Source organism: Haloterrigena alkaliphila, assembly GCF_017352155.2.
GTDB lineage: Archaea > Halobacteriota > Halobacteria > Halobacteriales > Natrialbaceae > Haloterrigena > Haloterrigena alkaliphila.
In genome coordinates, this window is sequence record NZ_CP071462.1 from 3,011,477 (window position 1) to 3,027,174 (window position 15,698).

At 67.9% G+C, this 15,698-nt stretch carries 18 protein-coding genes and 1 tRNA gene; 9 read left to right on the forward strand and 10 right to left on the reverse strand.

The features are described 5' to 3' along the window. Position 1 precedes the first annotated feature (1 nt). On the reverse strand, positions 2-853 hold the full coding sequence (locus tag J0X25_RS33540; RefSeq protein ID WP_207288229.1) for an eIF2B alpha/beta/delta subunit family protein: 852 nt from the start codon (positions 851-853) through the stop codon (positions 2-4). Between the two features lie 62 nt (positions 854-915). Continuing rightward, positions 916-1,248, reverse strand: coding sequence for a DUF5783 family protein (locus J0X25_RS33545; RefSeq protein ID WP_207288230.1), 333 nt, complete (start codon positions 1,246-1,248; stop codon positions 916-918). A 303-nt stretch (positions 1,249-1,551) separates the two neighbouring features. On the opposite strand from J0X25_RS33545, the gene J0X25_RS33550 reads away from it, so the two are divergent. From J0X25_RS33550 to J0X25_RS33570, 5 genes are all read left to right on the forward strand, one after another. Further along, positions 1,552-1,875 (forward strand): DUF7969 family protein, encoded by a 324-nt coding sequence (locus J0X25_RS33550; RefSeq protein WP_207288231.1) that lies wholly within the window; start codon positions 1,552-1,554, stop codon positions 1,873-1,875. 106 nt (positions 1,876-1,981) lie between these two features. After that, on the forward strand, positions 1,982-3,058 hold the full coding sequence (locus J0X25_RS33555) for an Mrp/NBP35 family ATP-binding protein (RefSeq protein ID WP_207288232.1): 1,077 nt from the start codon (positions 1,982-1,984) through the stop codon (positions 3,056-3,058). Then, the gene (locus J0X25_RS33560) at positions 3,055-3,330 is read left to right on the forward strand and encodes a DUF7976 family protein (RefSeq protein ID WP_207288233.1); all 276 of its coding nucleotides are present in this window, start codon (positions 3,055-3,057) and stop codon (positions 3,328-3,330) included. The genes J0X25_RS33555 and J0X25_RS33560 overlap by 4 nt, the downstream gene beginning before the upstream one ends. Positions 3,331-3,576: 246 nt before the next feature. After that, entirely contained in the window at positions 3,577-4,590 is a 1,014-nt protein-coding gene (locus J0X25_RS33565; RefSeq protein ID WP_207288234.1) for a helix-hairpin-helix domain-containing protein, read from the forward strand. A 186-nt stretch (positions 4,591-4,776) separates the two neighbouring features. After that, positions 4,777-5,445 carry a uracil-DNA glycosylase gene (locus J0X25_RS33570; protein WP_225896672.1) on the forward strand — a complete coding sequence of 223 codons (669 nt, stop codon included), beginning with the start codon at positions 4,777-4,779 and terminating at the stop codon, positions 5,443-5,445. Positions 5,446-5,457: 12 nt separating this feature from the next. Here the strand turns inward: J0X25_RS33570 and J0X25_RS33575 are convergent, their stop codons facing one another. After that, entirely contained in the window at positions 5,458-5,718 is a 261-nt protein-coding gene (locus J0X25_RS33575; RefSeq protein ID WP_207288235.1) for a hypothetical protein, read from the reverse strand. A 159-nt stretch (positions 5,719-5,877) separates the two neighbouring features. On the opposite strand from J0X25_RS33575, the gene J0X25_RS33580 reads away from it, so the two are divergent. Together J0X25_RS33580 and J0X25_RS33585 are read left to right on the forward strand one after the other, a co-directional pair. Beyond that, the gene (locus tag J0X25_RS33580) at positions 5,878-6,639 is read left to right on the forward strand and encodes a hypothetical protein (protein WP_207288236.1); all 762 of its coding nucleotides are present in this window, start codon (positions 5,878-5,880) and stop codon (positions 6,637-6,639) included. 40 nt (positions 6,640-6,679) lie between these two features. After that, a tRNA-Ser gene (locus J0X25_RS33585) sits at positions 6,680-6,762 on the forward strand. Positions 6,763-7,087: 325 nt separating this feature from the next. Here the strand turns inward: J0X25_RS33585 and J0X25_RS33590 are convergent. The 6 genes from J0X25_RS33590 to J0X25_RS33615 all read right to left on the reverse strand — a co-directional run bounded on the left by J0X25_RS33590 (position 7,088) and on the right by J0X25_RS33615 (position 13,474). Next, complete coding sequence (locus tag J0X25_RS33590; protein ID WP_207288237.1) at positions 7,088-8,020, reverse strand: diacylglycerol/lipid kinase family protein; 933 nt, start codon at positions 8,018-8,020, stop codon at positions 7,088-7,090. Between the two features lie 60 nt (positions 8,021-8,080). Continuing rightward, a complete protein-coding gene (locus tag J0X25_RS33595) occupies positions 8,081-9,100 on the reverse strand; it encodes an SDR family oxidoreductase (protein WP_207288238.1) in 1,020 nt (339 codons plus the stop codon). Between the two features lie 2 nt (positions 9,101-9,102). Beyond that, entirely contained in the window at positions 9,103-10,656 is a 1,554-nt protein-coding gene (locus tag J0X25_RS33600; protein ID WP_207288239.1) for a vitamin K epoxide reductase family protein, read from the reverse strand. 15 nt (positions 10,657-10,671) lie between these two features. Beyond that, complete coding sequence (locus J0X25_RS33605; RefSeq protein ID WP_207288240.1) at positions 10,672-12,594, reverse strand: glycoside hydrolase family 15 protein; 1,923 nt, start codon at positions 12,592-12,594, stop codon at positions 10,672-10,674. 84 nt (positions 12,595-12,678) lie between these two features. Then, entirely contained in the window at positions 12,679-13,050 is a 372-nt protein-coding gene (locus J0X25_RS33610; RefSeq protein WP_207288241.1) for an SPW repeat domain-containing protein, read from the reverse strand. Between the two features lie 70 nt (positions 13,051-13,120). Beyond that, positions 13,121-13,474 (reverse strand): four-helix bundle copper-binding protein, encoded by a 354-nt coding sequence (locus J0X25_RS33615; RefSeq protein ID WP_207288242.1) that lies wholly within the window; start codon positions 13,472-13,474, stop codon positions 13,121-13,123. A gap of 285 nt (positions 13,475-13,759) precedes the next feature. Here J0X25_RS33615 and J0X25_RS33620 point away from each other — a divergent pair, with 285 nt between their 5' ends. Together J0X25_RS33620 and J0X25_RS33625 are read left to right on the forward strand one after the other, a co-directional pair. Continuing rightward, the gene (locus J0X25_RS33620) at positions 13,760-14,080 is read left to right on the forward strand and encodes a hypothetical protein (RefSeq protein WP_207288243.1); all 321 of its coding nucleotides are present in this window, start codon (positions 13,760-13,762) and stop codon (positions 14,078-14,080) included. Continuing rightward, on the forward strand, positions 14,068-14,649 hold the full coding sequence (locus J0X25_RS33625) for an ArsR family transcriptional regulator (RefSeq protein WP_207288244.1): 582 nt from the start codon (positions 14,068-14,070) through the stop codon (positions 14,647-14,649). Before J0X25_RS33620 ends, J0X25_RS33625 begins: the two co-directional genes overlap by 13 nt. A gap of 79 nt (positions 14,650-14,728) precedes the next feature. Here J0X25_RS33625 and J0X25_RS33630 read toward each other — a convergent pair whose 3' ends face one another. Then, the gene (locus tag J0X25_RS33630) at positions 14,729-15,517 is read right to left on the reverse strand and encodes a formate/nitrite transporter family protein (RefSeq protein WP_207288245.1); all 789 of its coding nucleotides are present in this window, start codon (positions 15,515-15,517) and stop codon (positions 14,729-14,731) included. Positions 15,518-15,698 lie beyond the last annotated feature (181 nt).

The following is a 15,698-nucleotide window of genomic DNA, read 5'->3' on the forward strand; positions in this document are numbered from 1 at the left end:
GTCAGAGCTCCTGTCGGCCTTCGTCCGTGATGACGCTCTCGAGCAGCTCGACCGGCGTCGCGTCGTACGTGGGGTTTTCGACGGCGAAGCCCTCGGCGGGTTCCGGCATGACCTCGCTGCCCGGCCGGAACTCGTTTTCGAAGACGAACCCCTCGCTCACGATCTTCGACGCGGAGCCGAGGACGGTGACCGGAACGTCGCGCTGTGCGGCCGTCGCCGCGATCGGGAACGTGCCGACGCGGTTGTAGAGCGTCTCCTCGACGATGCAGTCCATGCCGACGACGACGCGATCGCACTCCTCGAGGTAGACCCCGTGGGCGCTGTCGGTGATCAGCGTCGTCTCGACGCCCTCGAGGTCGGCCAGCGCCCGCGCCGTCTTGCGGCCGATGTAGCGGGGCCGGGCCTCCGTGACGTACACCTCGAACGTCTTGCCGGCCTCGACCGCCTGCTCGAGGGCCTCGAGGACCGTCGAGGAGTAGTCGTGGGTCAACAGCGTCGCGCCGTCCTCGAGGTAGTCGACCGCGTTCTCGGCCGCCAGCCGCTTGCCGGACTCGACTCGGGCGACGACGGTGTCGATCTTCTCCTGGGTGAGTCGCTTCGCGGTCTCGACGCTGTCGGGTTCGGCGTCGGTGACGTCGTCGACGACCTCTCGAACCGCGTTCTGCAGCGACGCGTGGGAGTGATTCGCACGGCGGAGCACCGAGCCGTTGCGCTCGAGGGCTCGCGTGTACTCGTCGACGGTGGCGAACTCCCGCTCGAGTAGCTCCTCGAGTGCCCGGGCGGCGTGAACGGCCACCACCGAGGAGCTGTGGGTCTGCATCTGCTGGATCTCCTCGACCGTCTCGTCGATCATACCTGCACGAATTCCCGTCAGCGGGAAAGGTGTTCGGGTGTCGGTAGCGAACGCGTTCGGCCTCAGTCGGCCGATTCGAACCCGAAGATGCGCCGTAGCTCGGTTTCGATTCGGTCGGTGAGTTCCTCGAGGACGGTATCGAACCGGTCGGGGTCACCGACGGCGGCGCGGACCTCCTCGACCCGCTCCTCGGGGAGGTCGACGCGGAACTCGCCATCATCCTCGTAGAACGGTTCGCTCTCGCTCAGTACCTGCCGGTCGATCGCTTTGAGGATTTCAGAGTCGTACCGGCCGTGGAGCTGGTTGTAGGCGTTCGAGTAGGCCTCCTGAAGCTCTTCGAAGTAGTGGACGTACTTGTCCTCGAACTTCTCGGGATCGAACTCGGTCTCGGACATGAGCGATTCTGGGACTGCAGGTGGTAAACGGTTCGGGAGCGATCTAGAGACGCATAGCAAACGATGTTGGACGACTCGAGTCATCTCCGCTTCCCTCGAGTCGCCTCTGCTATCGTGGCAACGGGGAGTTGCCACGCCCTCCCCAACCGATTCGCTCGGTCGTTTCACTCCCTCGCTCATCCCTCGCACGTCTTTGAACTCCGCCTCACTATTCGTTCGGCGCAGTTCGGCGCGCGCCACCACACGCTGGAGAGATCGTCTACGACCGCAGACTTACGTTTTCGAGTCTCCTAGCAGCACCTGATGACCGTCACCGTCCGATACACCTGTCCCCGCTGTAACGCCGTCGTGAGCCTCGAGCGACCGCCGGATCTGGCGGACCGATCGGTCACCAAAGTCCCGCAGCCGGGGTGGGAGTACGCCGAACCGGACGATTCCGACCGCGAATCGGCCGACGGCATCGAGTTCCTCTGCGGCGAGGACGGCCCCGTCACCGACCTCGAGGGAGAGCCGGTCGACGGCTGCGGTCGGCCCTTCTACCTCAATTTCGTCCGCTACGAGCAGGGGGTCGAACTCGAGCCGGATCCGCCGACCTACGGCGGACCGCGGTTCGATTTCAACGCGTAATCGCGACGGGACGGAGTTCGAGCGACCGGAGCGACCGAATGGAGCGAGGACGACTCGTAACAGGTGGGAACACAACCCTTTTCGACGGCCGGGCCTACCATCGGACATGGACGAAGCCGCCGTTCGCGACCGCCTCCGGACGGTCGAAGATCCGGAACTCGGCGACGATATCGTCTCGCTCGGACTCGTCAACGACATCACCGTCGACGGCGATCGGGTCGATATCGATCTCGCACTCGGGGCGCCCTACTCGCCCACCGAGACTGACATCGCCGGCGAGGTTCGGCGAGTGCTCGAGGACGAGGGCCTCGAACCGGATCTCTCGGCCAGCATTTCCGACCGCGACGACCTGCCGGGCGAGGATCAGGTGCTGCCGGGCGTCAAGAACGTCATCGCCGTCGCCTCGGGCAAGGGCGGCGTCGGCAAGTCGACGGTTGCGGTCAACCTCGCCGCGGGGCTCTCGCAACTGGGCGCCACCGTGGGGCTGTTCGACGCCGACGTCTACGGCCCGAACGTGCCGCGGATGGTCGACGCAGACGAGCCGCCGATGGCCACCGAGGACGAGACGCTCGTCCCGCCCGAGAAGTACGGCGTGAAGCTGATGAGCATGGCCTTCCTCACCGGCGAGGACGACCCCGTCATCTGGCGCGGCCCGATGGTCCACAAGGTCATCACCCAGCTCACCGAGGACGTCGAGTGGGGCCACCTCGACTACCTCGTCGTCGACCTCCCGCCGGGAACCGGCGACACCCAACTGACGATGCTCCAGACCATGCCCGTCACGGGCGCGGTCATCGTCACGACGCCACAGGACGTCGCCCTGGACGACGCCCGCAAGGGCCTCGAGATGTTCGCCAAGCACGACACCGTCGTGCTCGGCGTCGCCGAGAACATGTCGACGTTCGCCTGTCCCGACTGCGGCGGCGAGCACGACATCTTCGGCTCCGGCGGCGGCCGGGAGTTCGCCGACGAGCACGAGATGCCGTTCCTGGGCTCGATCCCGCTCGATCCCGCCGTCCGCGAGGGCGGCGACGGCGGCAAGCCGACCGTCCTCGAGGACGGGACCGAGACGGGCGACGCCTTCCGGACGATCACCGAGAACGTCGCGAACAACACCGGGATCGTCCACCGGCGCGGCGTCTCCCAGACGCGACGGAGCGAAGCCGCATCGGCCGATCGATGACGTCTGAACCGAACGACGACGCGGCGGACACGGACGCCGGAGCGGCGACCGAGGACGAACCCGCGTTCGACCCAGATCTCGACCGCGTCGCCGCTCTCCGCGAGGCGGCCGACGACGTCCGCGGCGAGAGCAGCGAGAGCAAACAACTCGCCAATATTCTCTATCGAACCAGCGACCTCTACGATCCCGACGAGGAGACCACGCCCGAGGAGATCGTTCGCAACGTCAAGTTCATCCTCGAGGTCAACGAGCGCGGCGGTCTCGGCCGCTGAGTGGGTAGTCGGTTCGCCTTCCGGCCGTCGGTCCGTTTCGGCGGCGTGCTACTATCGCACTCGTGCTGCCCGCCACGATGTCGGGGGAGCGCGCGACGGAACTGACAGCGGTAGTACACGACGATCGGAAACCGATAGCTGTCGCTGCGTCGAGGAATTCTTCCCTTCTGTGGTATCAAATGGTATCTAAAACCATTTAGGGGCAGCCCTTATCCCGTTGGGAGGCGTTCCTATCGATAGCAACTCATGACCGACGCAACCACACCCATCGAGGCCACGTTCGAACTGCAGCGCCAGTCGATCGAGCAGAGCCAACAGCTGTTCGAGCAGGGGCTCGAGTTCCAGGAGAACGCGATGGAATCGTTCTTCCGCAACGGGCTCGCGGCCCAGCGAAGCGCCCAGCGCCAGGGAACCGAACTCGCCCGCCGATTCCTCGACGCCCAGCTCGAGACCCTCGAGGCGGCGATGGACGAGGACGCGTACGACGTCCGCTCGACCGTCGACGAGGGAATCGAAGAGAGCACGGAACAGACCAAGCAGCTGTTCAACGAGGGATTCGAGCAGCACGCCGAACTGGTCCAGCGGATGCTTCACGCGCAGTTCGACGCCCTCGAGTCCGTGATGGACGGCGACGAGTTCGACGTCCGTTCGGCCGTCAACGACGGATTCGAGGAGTTCGAACGCACCCAGAACGAGGCCTGGGACGAGTTCGAGGACGGCTTCCTCGAGGCCGTCGACGAACTGACCGCCCAGCAACAGCAGGTGCTCGCGGACTCGACGCAGTCGATGCTCGAGGCCCAGCGGGAGACCGAACAGCAGACCGTCGAGGGCGTCCGCCGCGCCGAGGAGGCCGCCGAGACCGTCCAGCAGTCGACTGAAGACGTCGCCGACACCGTTCAGCAGTCGACCGAAGCCGTCGCTCGGACGGCGCAGGAATCGACCGAGTCGGTCGCGCGAACGAGCCAGCAGAGTGCTCAGGAGCTGGTCGATCAGACCGCCGACGCGACCGAGGACCTCGCGGTCGACACGACGGACGCGATCGAATCCGCGACCGAAGCGGGAACCGACGTGGCGAAGCAGAACCTGCAGGCCCTCGAGGGCGTCGGCCAGACCTACGCGGAGCGTCTCGCCGACGCGGGGATCGAGACCGTCGCCGACCTGTCCAGGGCGCAAGCGAACTCCGTCGCAAAGGCCGCGGAGATCTCCCAGGCCCGCGCGACCGACTGGATTCAGGCCGCACAGTCCCAGTCCCAGACGTAGGCGTCGTCGTGCTGGCGCCGAGCGAGCCCGGTATCGCCGCCGTTCCGGCGTACCCGTTTTCCGTCGACTTTCGACCCACAGTAGCGCCGGCTCTCGAGCGACAGCGACCCGAAATCGAAGCGGAATCGGCGCGAAGAGCGCCCCGCCAGCCGCGTCCCTTTTGGGTTCGTATCTCGAGACTCGAGTGTGGACGCGAACCAGCAGTCTCGAGCGAACCCGTTCGGCATGGACGAGGAGTGTCGGAACTGTCCGGCGCTCTGTGAGACGCGCACGCAGGTCGTCCACGGCTACGGCGACGTCGACGCGGACTTCCTGTTCGTCGGCGAGCGGCCGACGGCGACCGCGGACGAGGTCGGCGTTCCGTTCGCGGCGTCCGACGTCGACGACCAGTCGGCGTCAGATCGCGACGACGAGGCCGGCACGACCCTTCGACGGCTCCTCGAGCGCCTCGGGCTCTGTGACGCGACGTCGCCGGCGGACGCGCCGGTCCTCGAGAACGTCTACCTGACGAATCTCACGCGCTGTCGCGATCCGGACCGGCGACCGACCGACGAGGAAATCGTCAACTGCGACCCGTATCTCAACGCCGAGATCCGGATGATCAACCCCGAAATCCTCGTTCCCGTCGGCGAGCGGGCGCTGCGGGAACTCGGCGTCGAGTACACGACGACGCTGGCCGAAGACCTCGCGCTGCCGGCCGACCACGCCGAGCGCATCCGGGGGCGGGGGTTCGAACTCGTCCCCATGATCGACCCCCGAGAACAGTCCGACGCGCAGACGCAGCGGTGGCTCGAGGAGTTCGTCGACCTGATGGCGTCGGACTACCGCCAGACGAAAGGACAGCGGGATCGCTAAGCGCTCGACTCGTTACCAGTAGGGCCCCTCGAGCCACCGTTTGGACCGCGCACCCACGACGATCAGTGCACCGACCACGACGAGCGTGACCGCGAGGACGCCAAGGGTCGACGTGAGATATTCGCCGGAGCCGCCCAGTTGGCCGTCGACGAAGCCCCAGATACCGATCACTGCGAGTCCGGCGATCAGTAGCGGTGCGAGCACGCCGAACGAACCGGGGACCGATCGCGTTATCCCCTGATCGACCGTTCGGTCGGTTGATTGGTCGTCCATACTCGAGGTCTCTCGTCCCACCACTATAATTCGTCCGCCATCCGGTCGATTTGCGGTCGCAACGCCGCCTCGGAGGGCCGCGTTCCGGTCGTCCTCGCCTCGGTTGCATCCACCGCCGGAAGCGCCGCGTTCAAGGGTCGGGCTCCCGGAGCGTGACGTATGATCGTCGTCGTCCCCGTCGACCCGCCCCGGGAGGGGCTCGTTCTGTCGTCGCTCGTCGACGAAACGCCGCTCTCGGCCGCCGCCGCGGTCACGCTCTACGAGGCCGCCGTCGTCGACGTCTGCTGGGCCGTCCTCGAGAGCGGCGGCGACCTCCTGGTCAACTACCGCGACGGGGATACCCTCCCCGACGAGTTCGCCGACGGGGACCCGGAAGCCGAGGTCCGCGCGCTGGTCGTCGACGCCCTCGGGGACGACGCCCTCGCGGGGGACGACGGCGAGGGCGTCCGATTCGAACGACAGGTCGGCTCGAGTCGCGCCGCCCGAATCGGCAACACGGTCACGCACCTGCTCGAGCGCGAGGCGGCCGATAGCGTCGGGGTCCTCGAGCCGACGGTGCCGCTGGTCCGCCGGACCGAAATCGACGGCGCGGCGATGTCCGTCCGCCGTCACGACGTCGTTCTCGGCCCGTCCACGGAGGGCCAAACCTACCTCGCGGCCTTCGGGGAACCGATCGACTTCACCGGCGCGTACGCGGTTCCCGAGGTGGCGACGCTGGCCGCGCGGGCCAACGACGCGGGACTCGGCGTCGGGTTCGCGCCGATGCTCTCGACCGTGGCGACGCCCGCGGGGCTTCGCTCGACGGTGGCGCTGCTCGAGGCTCGAGGAATCGCGGGCCAACCCGGCGGCGAGGCGACGGCCGCCGCCGTGGACGAACTGGGGCTGTCAGTGGGGACTGACGGCTCGCTCGAGCGCGCGTAACCGACAACACTTTTTGAACGTACGGCGAATCCGGAGGTGAGGTGGGGTAGCGAAGCGGCCTACCGCGCCTGCCTTGAGAGCAGGTGGCTTCATGCCTCATGGGTTCGAATCCCATCCCCACCGTCTTCTCACGAGCATCAGACGACGAGCGTAGCGAGGAGTATCGCGAGTGAGAAGACGACACGTTGGGATTCGAACTACGCCGAGACGGTCGCCCTCACTTCGTTCGGGCACTGCGACTCGTCTCGTTCGAATCCCATCCCCACCGATTTTCGAACCGCGTCTCGAGCCCGCCTCGAGAAGCATGGACTACTACGGTCGCTTGAGAGCGAGACCCGGCTGTCGGGATCCGTCACCGTTCGAGAGCGGTGCGACAGGGCGAAGTCGGCGTCACAGGAGCAGGATCGGCGCCGTGATACACGGTGGGCGAATCCGACGCGCGGACCGATCACTGTCGCGAGGCGTACGCCTCACCAACGCACACGCGGAGCGCCCGCGGTCGAACGCCGATCTCGACGCGCTCGTACTCTCGGGGCTCCCCGTCGAGGCTGAACCGCACCGGCTCGTCCTCGAGGGCGACGATCTCGAGTTCGGCCGCTTCGATCGTCGTGACGTGGGGCGTCTCCCGATCGAAGACCCGCTGTTCGACGGCTTCGGCGATCGCGTCCGTCGGCGGGAGGCGATCGATGACCGTCACCTTGAGCTGACCGTTCTCGGCGTTGGACGGTTCGTCCTCGTCGGTGAACCGCCGGAGTGAGCCGACGAGCAGACACAGGGCCTCACCCTCCCAGACGTACTCCTGGTCGTCGGAAACGGCGTCGATCGCGACCTCGAGGCCGTCGAACTCCCGTGCGGTCCGGATGCCCTCGACCACGAACGCGAGGGTACCGATCCGCTCTTTGAGCCGCTCGGAGGTGGCCGTGCTCGCCGACGCCAGCAGCCCCGCGATGGCAGACAGCACGAACGGTTCGCCGTCGGCCACGCCCACGTCTAGCCGCCTCGTGGCGCCCCGTCGGGCCGCCGCGAAGCCGTCCTCGATGTTCTCGATTCCCAACCCCGACGCGTAGATGTTGGCCGTTCCCGCCGGAATCACGCAGAGGGGCACGTCCTCGAGCGCGTCGGCCGCGACGAGCCCCTGGACGACCTCGTGGATCGTGCCGTCCCCGCCGCAGGCCGCGAGGCGGTCGACGCCGTCGGCCGCGGCCGCCGCCGCGAGGTCGGCCGCGTGGCCGGCCCGTTCGGTCTCGACGACGGAAAAGCCGTGTTCGGCGGCGAGTTGACGGACGCGTTCTGCGTGATCGGCCTCGCCGCTCGTCGGGTTGAGGACGAGCCGTGCGTCTTCGGCCGGCGTGGCCGTGGGACCCGTGGGTCCTCCGGTCATGACCGAATCGAAATAGAGCATCGCCCAAGTACTCTCGGCAGGACTCGGCCGGTGGCCGGCTCAGTTGGAGCCGTTCGACTCGAGGCGACGACCGACGACGGCGCCGACGATCGCGACCGCGATGCCGGCCAACAGGGCGAGCGCCCGCCGATGCATCGACGCCTGCAGCTGGTAGCTCCGCTCTCGCGCTCGGTCGTCGAACGGACCGCGAGCGCCGAAATCGCCGTCGACGGGCCCGTACAGGTTGTGCTCGCGGTCGGGATCGACCGGCTCGTCGGTCTGCTGGGAGTCGTAGCCGCCGCTGGCGAGGAGGTTGTCGAGTCGTCGCGGGATCAGCCGATTGCCGACGATCGCCTTCACCGTCGACCGACCGACCCAGAGCTCGTCGCGTTCGTGGTCGACGGTCCAGCGGATCGCTCGAGCGGCGACCTCGGGCTGGTAGATCGGCGGCACCGGCTGCGATTTCTTCGGGAGTCGACTCTTCGTCCATTCGAACTGCGGCGTATTCATCGCGGGCATCTGCACCATCGAGAGCTGCACGTCGCAGTCGTCGTGGATGAGTTCCGTCCGTACGGACTCGGTGTATCCCTGTATCGCGTGCTTCGCGCCGCAGTACGCCGACTGCAGCGGGATGCCCCGATAGGCCAGCGCGGAGCCGACCTGTACGATCGTCCCCTCGTCGCGCGGTCGCATCCGCTCGAGCGCGGCCTGCGTGCCGTAGACGTAGCCCAGATAGGTGACCTCGGTGACGCGGCGGTAGTCGTCGGCGGTCATCTCCGCGGCCGGCGAGAACACCGACACCATCGCGTTGTTCACCCAGACGTCGATCGGCCCGAAGGCGTCCTCGACGGTCTCGGCCGCGGCCTCGACCGCGTCGGGGTCGGCGACGTCCGTCGGGACGGCGATCGCCTCGCCGCCGGCCGCCTCGACGTCTTCGCGTGCGCCCTCGAGACCGTCCTCGCCGCGCGCGAGGAGGCCGATCTTCGCGCCGCGTTCGGCGAACGCGCGAGCGGTGGCTCGCCCGACGCCGGCCGATGCGCCAGTCACGACGACGACTTCGGAGTCGATAGGTTCGGACATGGTTAGCTACTGAGGGGGTTCAGTCGGTCGACCGTCTCGAGGGTGGCGTACCGTTCCCAGCCGCCGTAGCGGTCCGCGATCGGGCCGCGGGGGGCGGTGAGGACCAGGACGAGCAGGCCCGCGACGGTGGCGTTGATCGCCGCGATCGTCGGGACCCCCGCGAGCAGCCACGGCGCCGCGATGACCCACCCGGCCAGCGGAACGTTGCAGAACCGGATCGCGCGCGCGGGTTCGGCGGTCGCGATCACGGTGAACGAGACGATCAGCGAACCGGCGAGGTGGCTGGTGTCGGCCATGAGTCCCGTCATCCCGAAGAGGGTCGGCGAGAGCATGAGCCAGACGCCGAGCGCCATCGCGCCGAGCAGCGTCCAGGGAATCGAGACGCCCCAGAACGGCTCGCTGATCGGCGAGTCGCCGATCGGTCGCTTCGAGGTCTCGTCGACGCCCTCTTCGTCCTCGGAGATCGTCCCCCCCATCCAGAAGGCCGTCCAGAGGCTGTCGCCCTGACGCATCAGCCGGACGACGTACTGGCCCATCGCGACGACCTCGTCGACGGACAGCGAGATCATCCACAGCATGCCAAAGGCCGAGAGGAGGCAGAGCGTACACCACGTCCCGACCAGGATCGGCTGCATGATGACCAACAGCACCTGCGCGAAGCCGAGCGGGATGACGACGACGCCGAAGAAGGCGACCATCCACGGCATCGTGCGCCAGCGCCGGCGGTCGCCCATGAATCCCATCAGCGCCTCGATCGCGTAGGCGACCGCGCCGAGGCCGGCGTCGGAGACGGGGAACGCCTCCGACACCTGCGACGTGAGTATCGCGTGGGTTCCCGGATCGTACAGCGGATCCCAGACGGCGTCGATGTACTCCAGTTGGTAGGCGGCCATGTACCACGAGGCGAAGAAGCCGAAGATCCCGAGCGCGATCAGCGGGGCGCGCTGGGCGGCCGTCGAGGGGTTGTACGACCAGCCCGGCGGGACGGTCGGCCCGTCCATCTCCGAGCGCATCACGATCAACACCGTGAACGTGATCACCATGACGCCCACGAGGGAGTTGTTGGCGTACGCCGCGGCCGTTGGCGCCCAGAACACGATCGGCGAGAACAGCAACCAGAGGCCGACGAACCCGTTCGCGTAGTTGGCGTAGCCGCTCTCCCGGTAGATCGTCAGCCCCGCGAGCGCGATGAGCACGAGTCCGGTGGCGACGGTGCTCCACGTCATCAGCGCGTTCCCGTAGCCGAGCGTCGGCGGACTCGCGACGAGCCAGAGCCCGAGCGAGATGACGGCGTACTGAACCCACGCCTCCTTCGTCGGGTGGGCGAGCATCATGTCGCCCGGGCGCATCGATCCGTCGTCTCCGTTTCCGCCGCCGTTCTGGCCCTCACCACCCCCGCCGTTCTCGCCTCCGTTTCCGCCGTCGCCGTCGGTCCCGGTTCCGCCCTCGTCGTCTCCGTTCCCGTCGCCGCCGCCGGTCCGCGGGCGACGCGCTCGAGCGTCGGTCGTCGTGGCGCTCCGTTCTCGGTTCGAATCGTCGTGTCTGTCGTCGGTCATTGGAATTTCGGTCTCTCAGTCGCTATCGGTCGATCGACGAACGATCTCGCCGTTCGAGTCGCCGTCCCCGATCGGTTCGTCGCGGCCGAGCGGGGCCGGTGCCGGCGACTCCGCCGACGTTCCGCTCGAGTCGTCGGCGCCGGCGAGGGAGAGGGCGCTGTTGAGCAGGCCGATGTGGCTGTACGCCTGCGGGAAGTTCCCGCGTTGTTCCCCGGCCTCGGGATCGACGGCCTCGGCCAGCAGCCCGAGCGGGCTGGCGTACTCGAGGACCGCCTCGAAGCGCTCGACCGCGTCGTCGGTCCGGCCCGCGAGCGCGAGCGCGGTGACGAGCCAGAACGAGCAGACGACGAAGGGGCTCGCCTCGCCGGGGAGTCCGTCGTCACCGTCGTAGCGCCGAACGAGGCCGCCGTCGGTCGCCAGCCGATCGATCGTCGCGTCGATCGTGCCCTGTACGCGCTCGTCATCGGCCGGCAGGAAGCCGACGATCGGGATCAGCAGGTTCGCCGCGTCGAGCGCCTCGTCGTCGTCGAACGCGCGGACGAAACTGTTCGCCTCCTCGCTGTAGCCCCGCTCCATGATCGCCGCCCGAACCTCGTCGCGACACGTCCGCCAGCGCTCGAGCGGGGCCGAGACGTGGTCGCCGGCGGCCTCGGCGAGCCGGATTCCGCGATCGAGCGCGACCCAGCACATCACCCTCGAGTAGACGAACTGCTGGGGATCGCTCCGAACCTCCCAGATGCCGGCGTCCGGCTCGTCCCACGCCTCGCAGACGTAGTCGATCAGGTCGCACATCACGGACCAGTCGTCGGCGGTCACCGGCTCGCCGTACCGGATGCTCTCGTAAATCGCGAGGATCAACTCGCCGTAGACGTCGAGCTGTTGTTGGCCGTGGGCCGCGTTCCCGATCCGAACGGGTGCCGATCCCCGATAGCCGCCGAGGTGGTCGAGGACCTGCTCCTCGAGATCGTTCTCCCCGTGGAGGCTGTAGACCGGCTGGATTTCGGCGGGATCGTGGTCGCGACAGTGGTCGAGGCAGAGTTCGAAGTACGAGCGGGCCTCCTCGAGGTGGCCCAGTTCGGACAGCGCTCGGACGGTAAAGGCGGAGTCGCGGATCCAGTTGAACCGGTAGTCCCAGTTGCGGACGCCGCCGACGTCCTCGGGCAGCGACGTCGTCGGGGCCGCACACACCGCGCCCGTCTCCCGGTGGATGAGGAGTTTGAGGACGAGCGACGAGCGGACGGCGAGGTCGTGCCACTGGCCGCCGACGGGGCAGTCCGTCCCGTCGCAGTCGTGGACCCACTCCCGCCAGTAGTCGACGGTTGCTCGGAGCGTCTCCCGGTGGCGCGAGGGGTCGAGGGGGATCGACTCGCCGTACCCCAGCACCAGCCAGCGGGTCTCGCCGCCCTCGAGCGTCACCGTCGTACTCGCCGACCGGCCGTCGGTCGAGACCTCGAGCGGAAGGTCGCTCGAGAGGACGAGTCGTTCGCCGTCGCCCTCGCCGGTCGCGACGACGCCGTCGGCCGTCGGTTCAACGTTGGGGGTATCCCGCGCGTAGTCGAAGCGCGGCTCGAACGCGACCTCGAGTTCGAGCGGGCCATCGTCGCACTCCAGTTTTCGGAAAATCGCGGGCGAGGAGGCGTTCGGCCCGGTCGCTTCGGCGACGGGCATGAAGTCGGTCACCGTCGCGCCCCCCTCGGCGGTCCGGAACGTCGTCTCGAGGACGTTCGTCCGGTCGCGGTAGCGCTGGACGGACTCGAACGACCCCGTCGGTCGGACGGCGAAGCGACCGCCGCGGTCGGCGTCGAGAATCGCGGTGAAGACGCTCGGCGACTCGACGTGGGGGAGCGGACACCAGTCGATCGAACCGTGCCGATCGACGAGGGCGACCGTATCGCCGTCGCCGATCGCGCCGTACTCCTCGAGCAGGTCGTAGTCCATGATCTGTCGTGATCTCGTGCGATCGGTCGCCTCCGTTCGGCGGTAGCGTTGCGCGTGTCGTCTAGTGTCGCTCGGTCGCGTTCCCTATTCGGCAGTCGCACGAACGGCCGGGGCGCGACCGACGGCCGACGCGACGTACGCGTCGTAGCTGCCGAAGCTCGCCACGAGGGTCCCGCAGACGACGTCGTTCCACAGCGCGGGGCCGGCGAGGCCGAGCGCGAACGGCGCGACGACGAGCCAGCAGCCGAGCACCGCGACGACTCCCGCAGTGGTCGCGCTCGCGGGTCGGTCGCCGTCTTCGACGTAGTTGTACCCGGCTGCGGCGGCGACCGCCGCTCCGACGAGGACGTCGTTCCAGCGACCGACCGCCGGCGCGCCGAGGACGAACGGCGCTGCGATCAGCCAGCAGCCCAGCGCGCCGTTGCCGACGGCGGTGAGTTTCGTCGTCGCGTCCATGTGCTACTACGCGGTCGACTCGAGCGGGGGTCGGTCGGTGGTCGAGACCTCGCGACGCCGTGACCGGCACTCAGGCCGACGCCATGCTCCGGCAGGTCTCCGCGCAGTCCCGTAGGACGTCCGCACAGACCTGACAGTGCTCGGCGTCGTGCCGTTCGCACTCGCCGGCACACTCCTCGCAGGCGTCGGCGGTGATGGCGGCGAGGTCCGAGCTGTAGCCGGAGTTGCGGGCCATGAACCGCGCGTGCATGGTCGCCAGGTCGGCGACGTCCCGACAGAGCCGGATGCAGTCGGCCATTCCTTCACCTTCGTCGGCGCACTCGTCGGCGCACCACTCGCAGGCCTGGGCGCAGTCGAAACAGCTGTCGATACACTCCTGCATCTCCTCGTCGTCGCTGACGTGGTCGATCTGGGTCAGTGCCATTGCAGTCGAACGGTCGGCGACGACCGGCTTTGTTATCCGTCGCCCACGATCCGGCGGCCGATCGGTGAGGATCGAGATCCGGGGGACTGTCCGGTTCGACCGATCGGTGAGGGGCCGGTTATGAGAGATTACTGCCGGAAAAACGGTCCCTTCGAGGGCGAGTCGCCCCGCCGCCATCGTCCGGTCGGCCGAAAACGCGGTGGGGGATCGGATCGCCCTGCGCGTCGACCGACCGGTGAAATACCATGCCGCAGCTTAACGGCGACCGAACCCGAAACCCGCCGTGTGACCCACTCCGTCGTCCACCTTCTCGGTATCCCCTTCGCGATCGTCGCCGGCACCGGGGCCGGCGTGTTCGCGCTCCTGTCGTGGGGGATCTTTCGGAACTCGCCGTTCGGTACGGCGATCGCCCTCCTCTCGGTCGGGATGGTCGCGCTGACGATCTACCATACGATGCTGCTCGTCGCCGGCCCGGAGTCGCTTGTCCTCCACGTACTTCGGAGCGCGGCGAACACGATCGTCGCGATCTTCCTCGGCCTGCTGATTCTCCGCCATCGACAGCTCCGCGGGAATCGATCGGGAGGTGACCTCGCGTGGACGGACTGACCCCCTTCGTCGTCTACAACCTCGTGATCGGCGTCGTCGTCGCCCTCGAACTCCTGTACTTCCTCTCGCTCGAGACTGCCGTGACGGCCTACCGTCGGTTCGTGCTGGTCACCGTCGCCGGACTGGTGCTGGCCGTGATCGGCGGGCCCGTCGTCGAACTGGTCGCGCCGCAACTGGTCCACTGGGTCCACGGGGCCGCCGCCTTGCTGGTCGTCTTCGGCCTCTACGATCCCGTGACGAACGACGTCCGGCGGACGGAGTGGGCGCGCGTGCTGTTGAACGAACCGTCCCGGATCCGACGGCCGGCCGAGTGGATGACGCCGATGGACGACGAGATCCTCGGGGCGTTTCACGGGACGGATCTCGTTCTGTCGCCCGCCGTCGTCGCCTTCAACACGGGGTACAGTCGGAAGGAGGTGAACCGGCGCCTGATCGAACTCGAGGCCCACGGCTTCCTCGAGAAGGTCGAACGGGGGAAGTACCGACTGGCGCGGCGCGGCGAGCGGTACCTCAGGGGACAGCTTCGGACCGCCCCGGAGGCGGAGACCGAAACGGGCGCTCGGAGTTGAGCAACCCCGTGACGGCGGTTCGGAGCAGTCCTCGACGGAACGCTCGGTTTCCGAACGGCCTCGCGTCGGGTACCGGCGGTCAGTCGCCGGACGAGCGCGCTCCTTCGACCTGCGCGATGTGACTGAACGTGACGAGTCCGAGGCCGCCGACGACGTTCCCCGCGGTCACGACGGCGGTCATCGTCCCCAGCGTACCGATACCGATATCGGCACCGAACCGCATGCCGAAGAAGACGTGGAGGACGCTGACGATCACGTGGTCGAAGGGGCCGAGCGCCAGCAGGACGCCGACGATGAACGCCATGGCGATCCGGCTGCCGACGCTGTTGACGGCTTCGAGGAGGTGGGAGAGCAACGCCACGAGCGCGCCGCCGGCGATGGCGTCCGCGAACGCACCCCTCGGTTCACGGTGAGCGATCTCCTCGGCGACCGTCACCAGCGCGTGGCCCGTTCCGGCGGGAAGCGCGCCGTCGACCGACAGCACGAACACCATGAGGGCGCCGCCGACGAGGTTGAACACGAACGTGACGGCCCACAGGCGGAGCAGCGATCCGATTAACCACGAGTCGTCTCGTTCGATCGCCGTCGCGACCGGAGCGAAGAAGTTCTCGTTGAACAGCTCCGACCGCCCGACGACCAACATCACGACGCCGAAGCCGAGCGCGAGCGACCCCGGGAGTTTCGCGACGTCACCGGCGCTCGGTTCGACGACCGAGTGGACGATACCGAGCGCCGCGATGCCGAAGACGATCGTGAATCCTGCGATGAAGCCGGTCGAGATCAGTTCGAGCAACGACTGCTCGAGTCGACGTTCGCCCTCCTCGGCCGCACGGTGGAAGATCTCGGAGGGATCGGGCGCGACGGACATGGGCTGACAATCGTTGCGCTTGACAGGAGAAATAGGACGTGCCTGCGTTTCCGTACACGTATCACTCGTCGTGGGAATTCGGCCTCCCCACCGTTCCGAACGAGCCCGGAACTGGCCGATGGATGGCTGTGGGGCAACGTCCGATCCGTCGTTTGCAGCGAGCCAAAGGGAATCCGAGTCG

Bases quoted from the DNA above. Each gene is read 5' to 3' on its own strand.
- J0X25_RS33540 (WP_207288229.1), bottom strand. From the start codon at position 853: ATGATCGACGAGACGGTCGAGGAGATCCAGCAGATGCAGACCCACAGC.
- J0X25_RS33545 (WP_207288230.1), bottom strand. From the start codon at position 1,248: ATGTCCGAGACCGAGTTCGATCCCGAGAAGTTCGAGGACAAGTACGTC.
- J0X25_RS33550 (WP_207288231.1), top strand. From the start codon at position 1,552: ATGACCGTCACCGTCCGATACACCTGTCCCCGCTGTAACGCCGTCGTG.
- J0X25_RS33555 (WP_207288232.1), top strand. From the start codon at position 1,982: ATGGACGAAGCCGCCGTTCGCGACCGCCTCCGGACGGTCGAAGATCCG.
- J0X25_RS33560 (WP_207288233.1), top strand. From the start codon at position 3,055: ATGACGTCTGAACCGAACGACGACGCGGCGGACACGGACGCCGGAGCG.
- J0X25_RS33565 (WP_207288234.1), top strand. From the start codon at position 3,577: ATGACCGACGCAACCACACCCATCGAGGCCACGTTCGAACTGCAGCGC.
- J0X25_RS33575 (WP_207288235.1), bottom strand. From the start codon at position 5,718: ATGGACGACCAATCAACCGACCGAACGGTCGATCAGGGGATAACGCGA.
- J0X25_RS33580 (WP_207288236.1), top strand. From the start codon at position 5,878: ATGATCGTCGTCGTCCCCGTCGACCCGCCCCGGGAGGGGCTCGTTCTG.
- J0X25_RS33590 (WP_207288237.1), bottom strand. From the start codon at position 8,020: ATGACCGGAGGACCCACGGGTCCCACGGCCACGCCGGCCGAAGACGCA.
- J0X25_RS33595 (WP_207288238.1), bottom strand. From the start codon at position 9,100: ATGTCCGAACCTATCGACTCCGAAGTCGTCGTCGTGACTGGCGCATCG.
- J0X25_RS33600 (WP_207288239.1), bottom strand. From the start codon at position 10,656: ATGACCGACGACAGACACGACGATTCGAACCGAGAACGGAGCGCCACG.
- J0X25_RS33605 (WP_207288240.1), bottom strand. From the start codon at position 12,594: ATGGACTACGACCTGCTCGAGGAGTACGGCGCGATCGGCGACGGCGAT.
- J0X25_RS33610 (WP_207288241.1), bottom strand. From the start codon at position 13,050: ATGGACGCGACGACGAAACTCACCGCCGTCGGCAACGGCGCGCTGGGC.
- J0X25_RS33615 (WP_207288242.1), bottom strand. From the start codon at position 13,474: ATGGCACTGACCCAGATCGACCACGTCAGCGACGACGAGGAGATGCAG.
- J0X25_RS33630 (WP_207288245.1), bottom strand. From the start codon at position 15,517: ATGTCCGTCGCGCCCGATCCCTCCGAGATCTTCCACCGTGCGGCCGAG.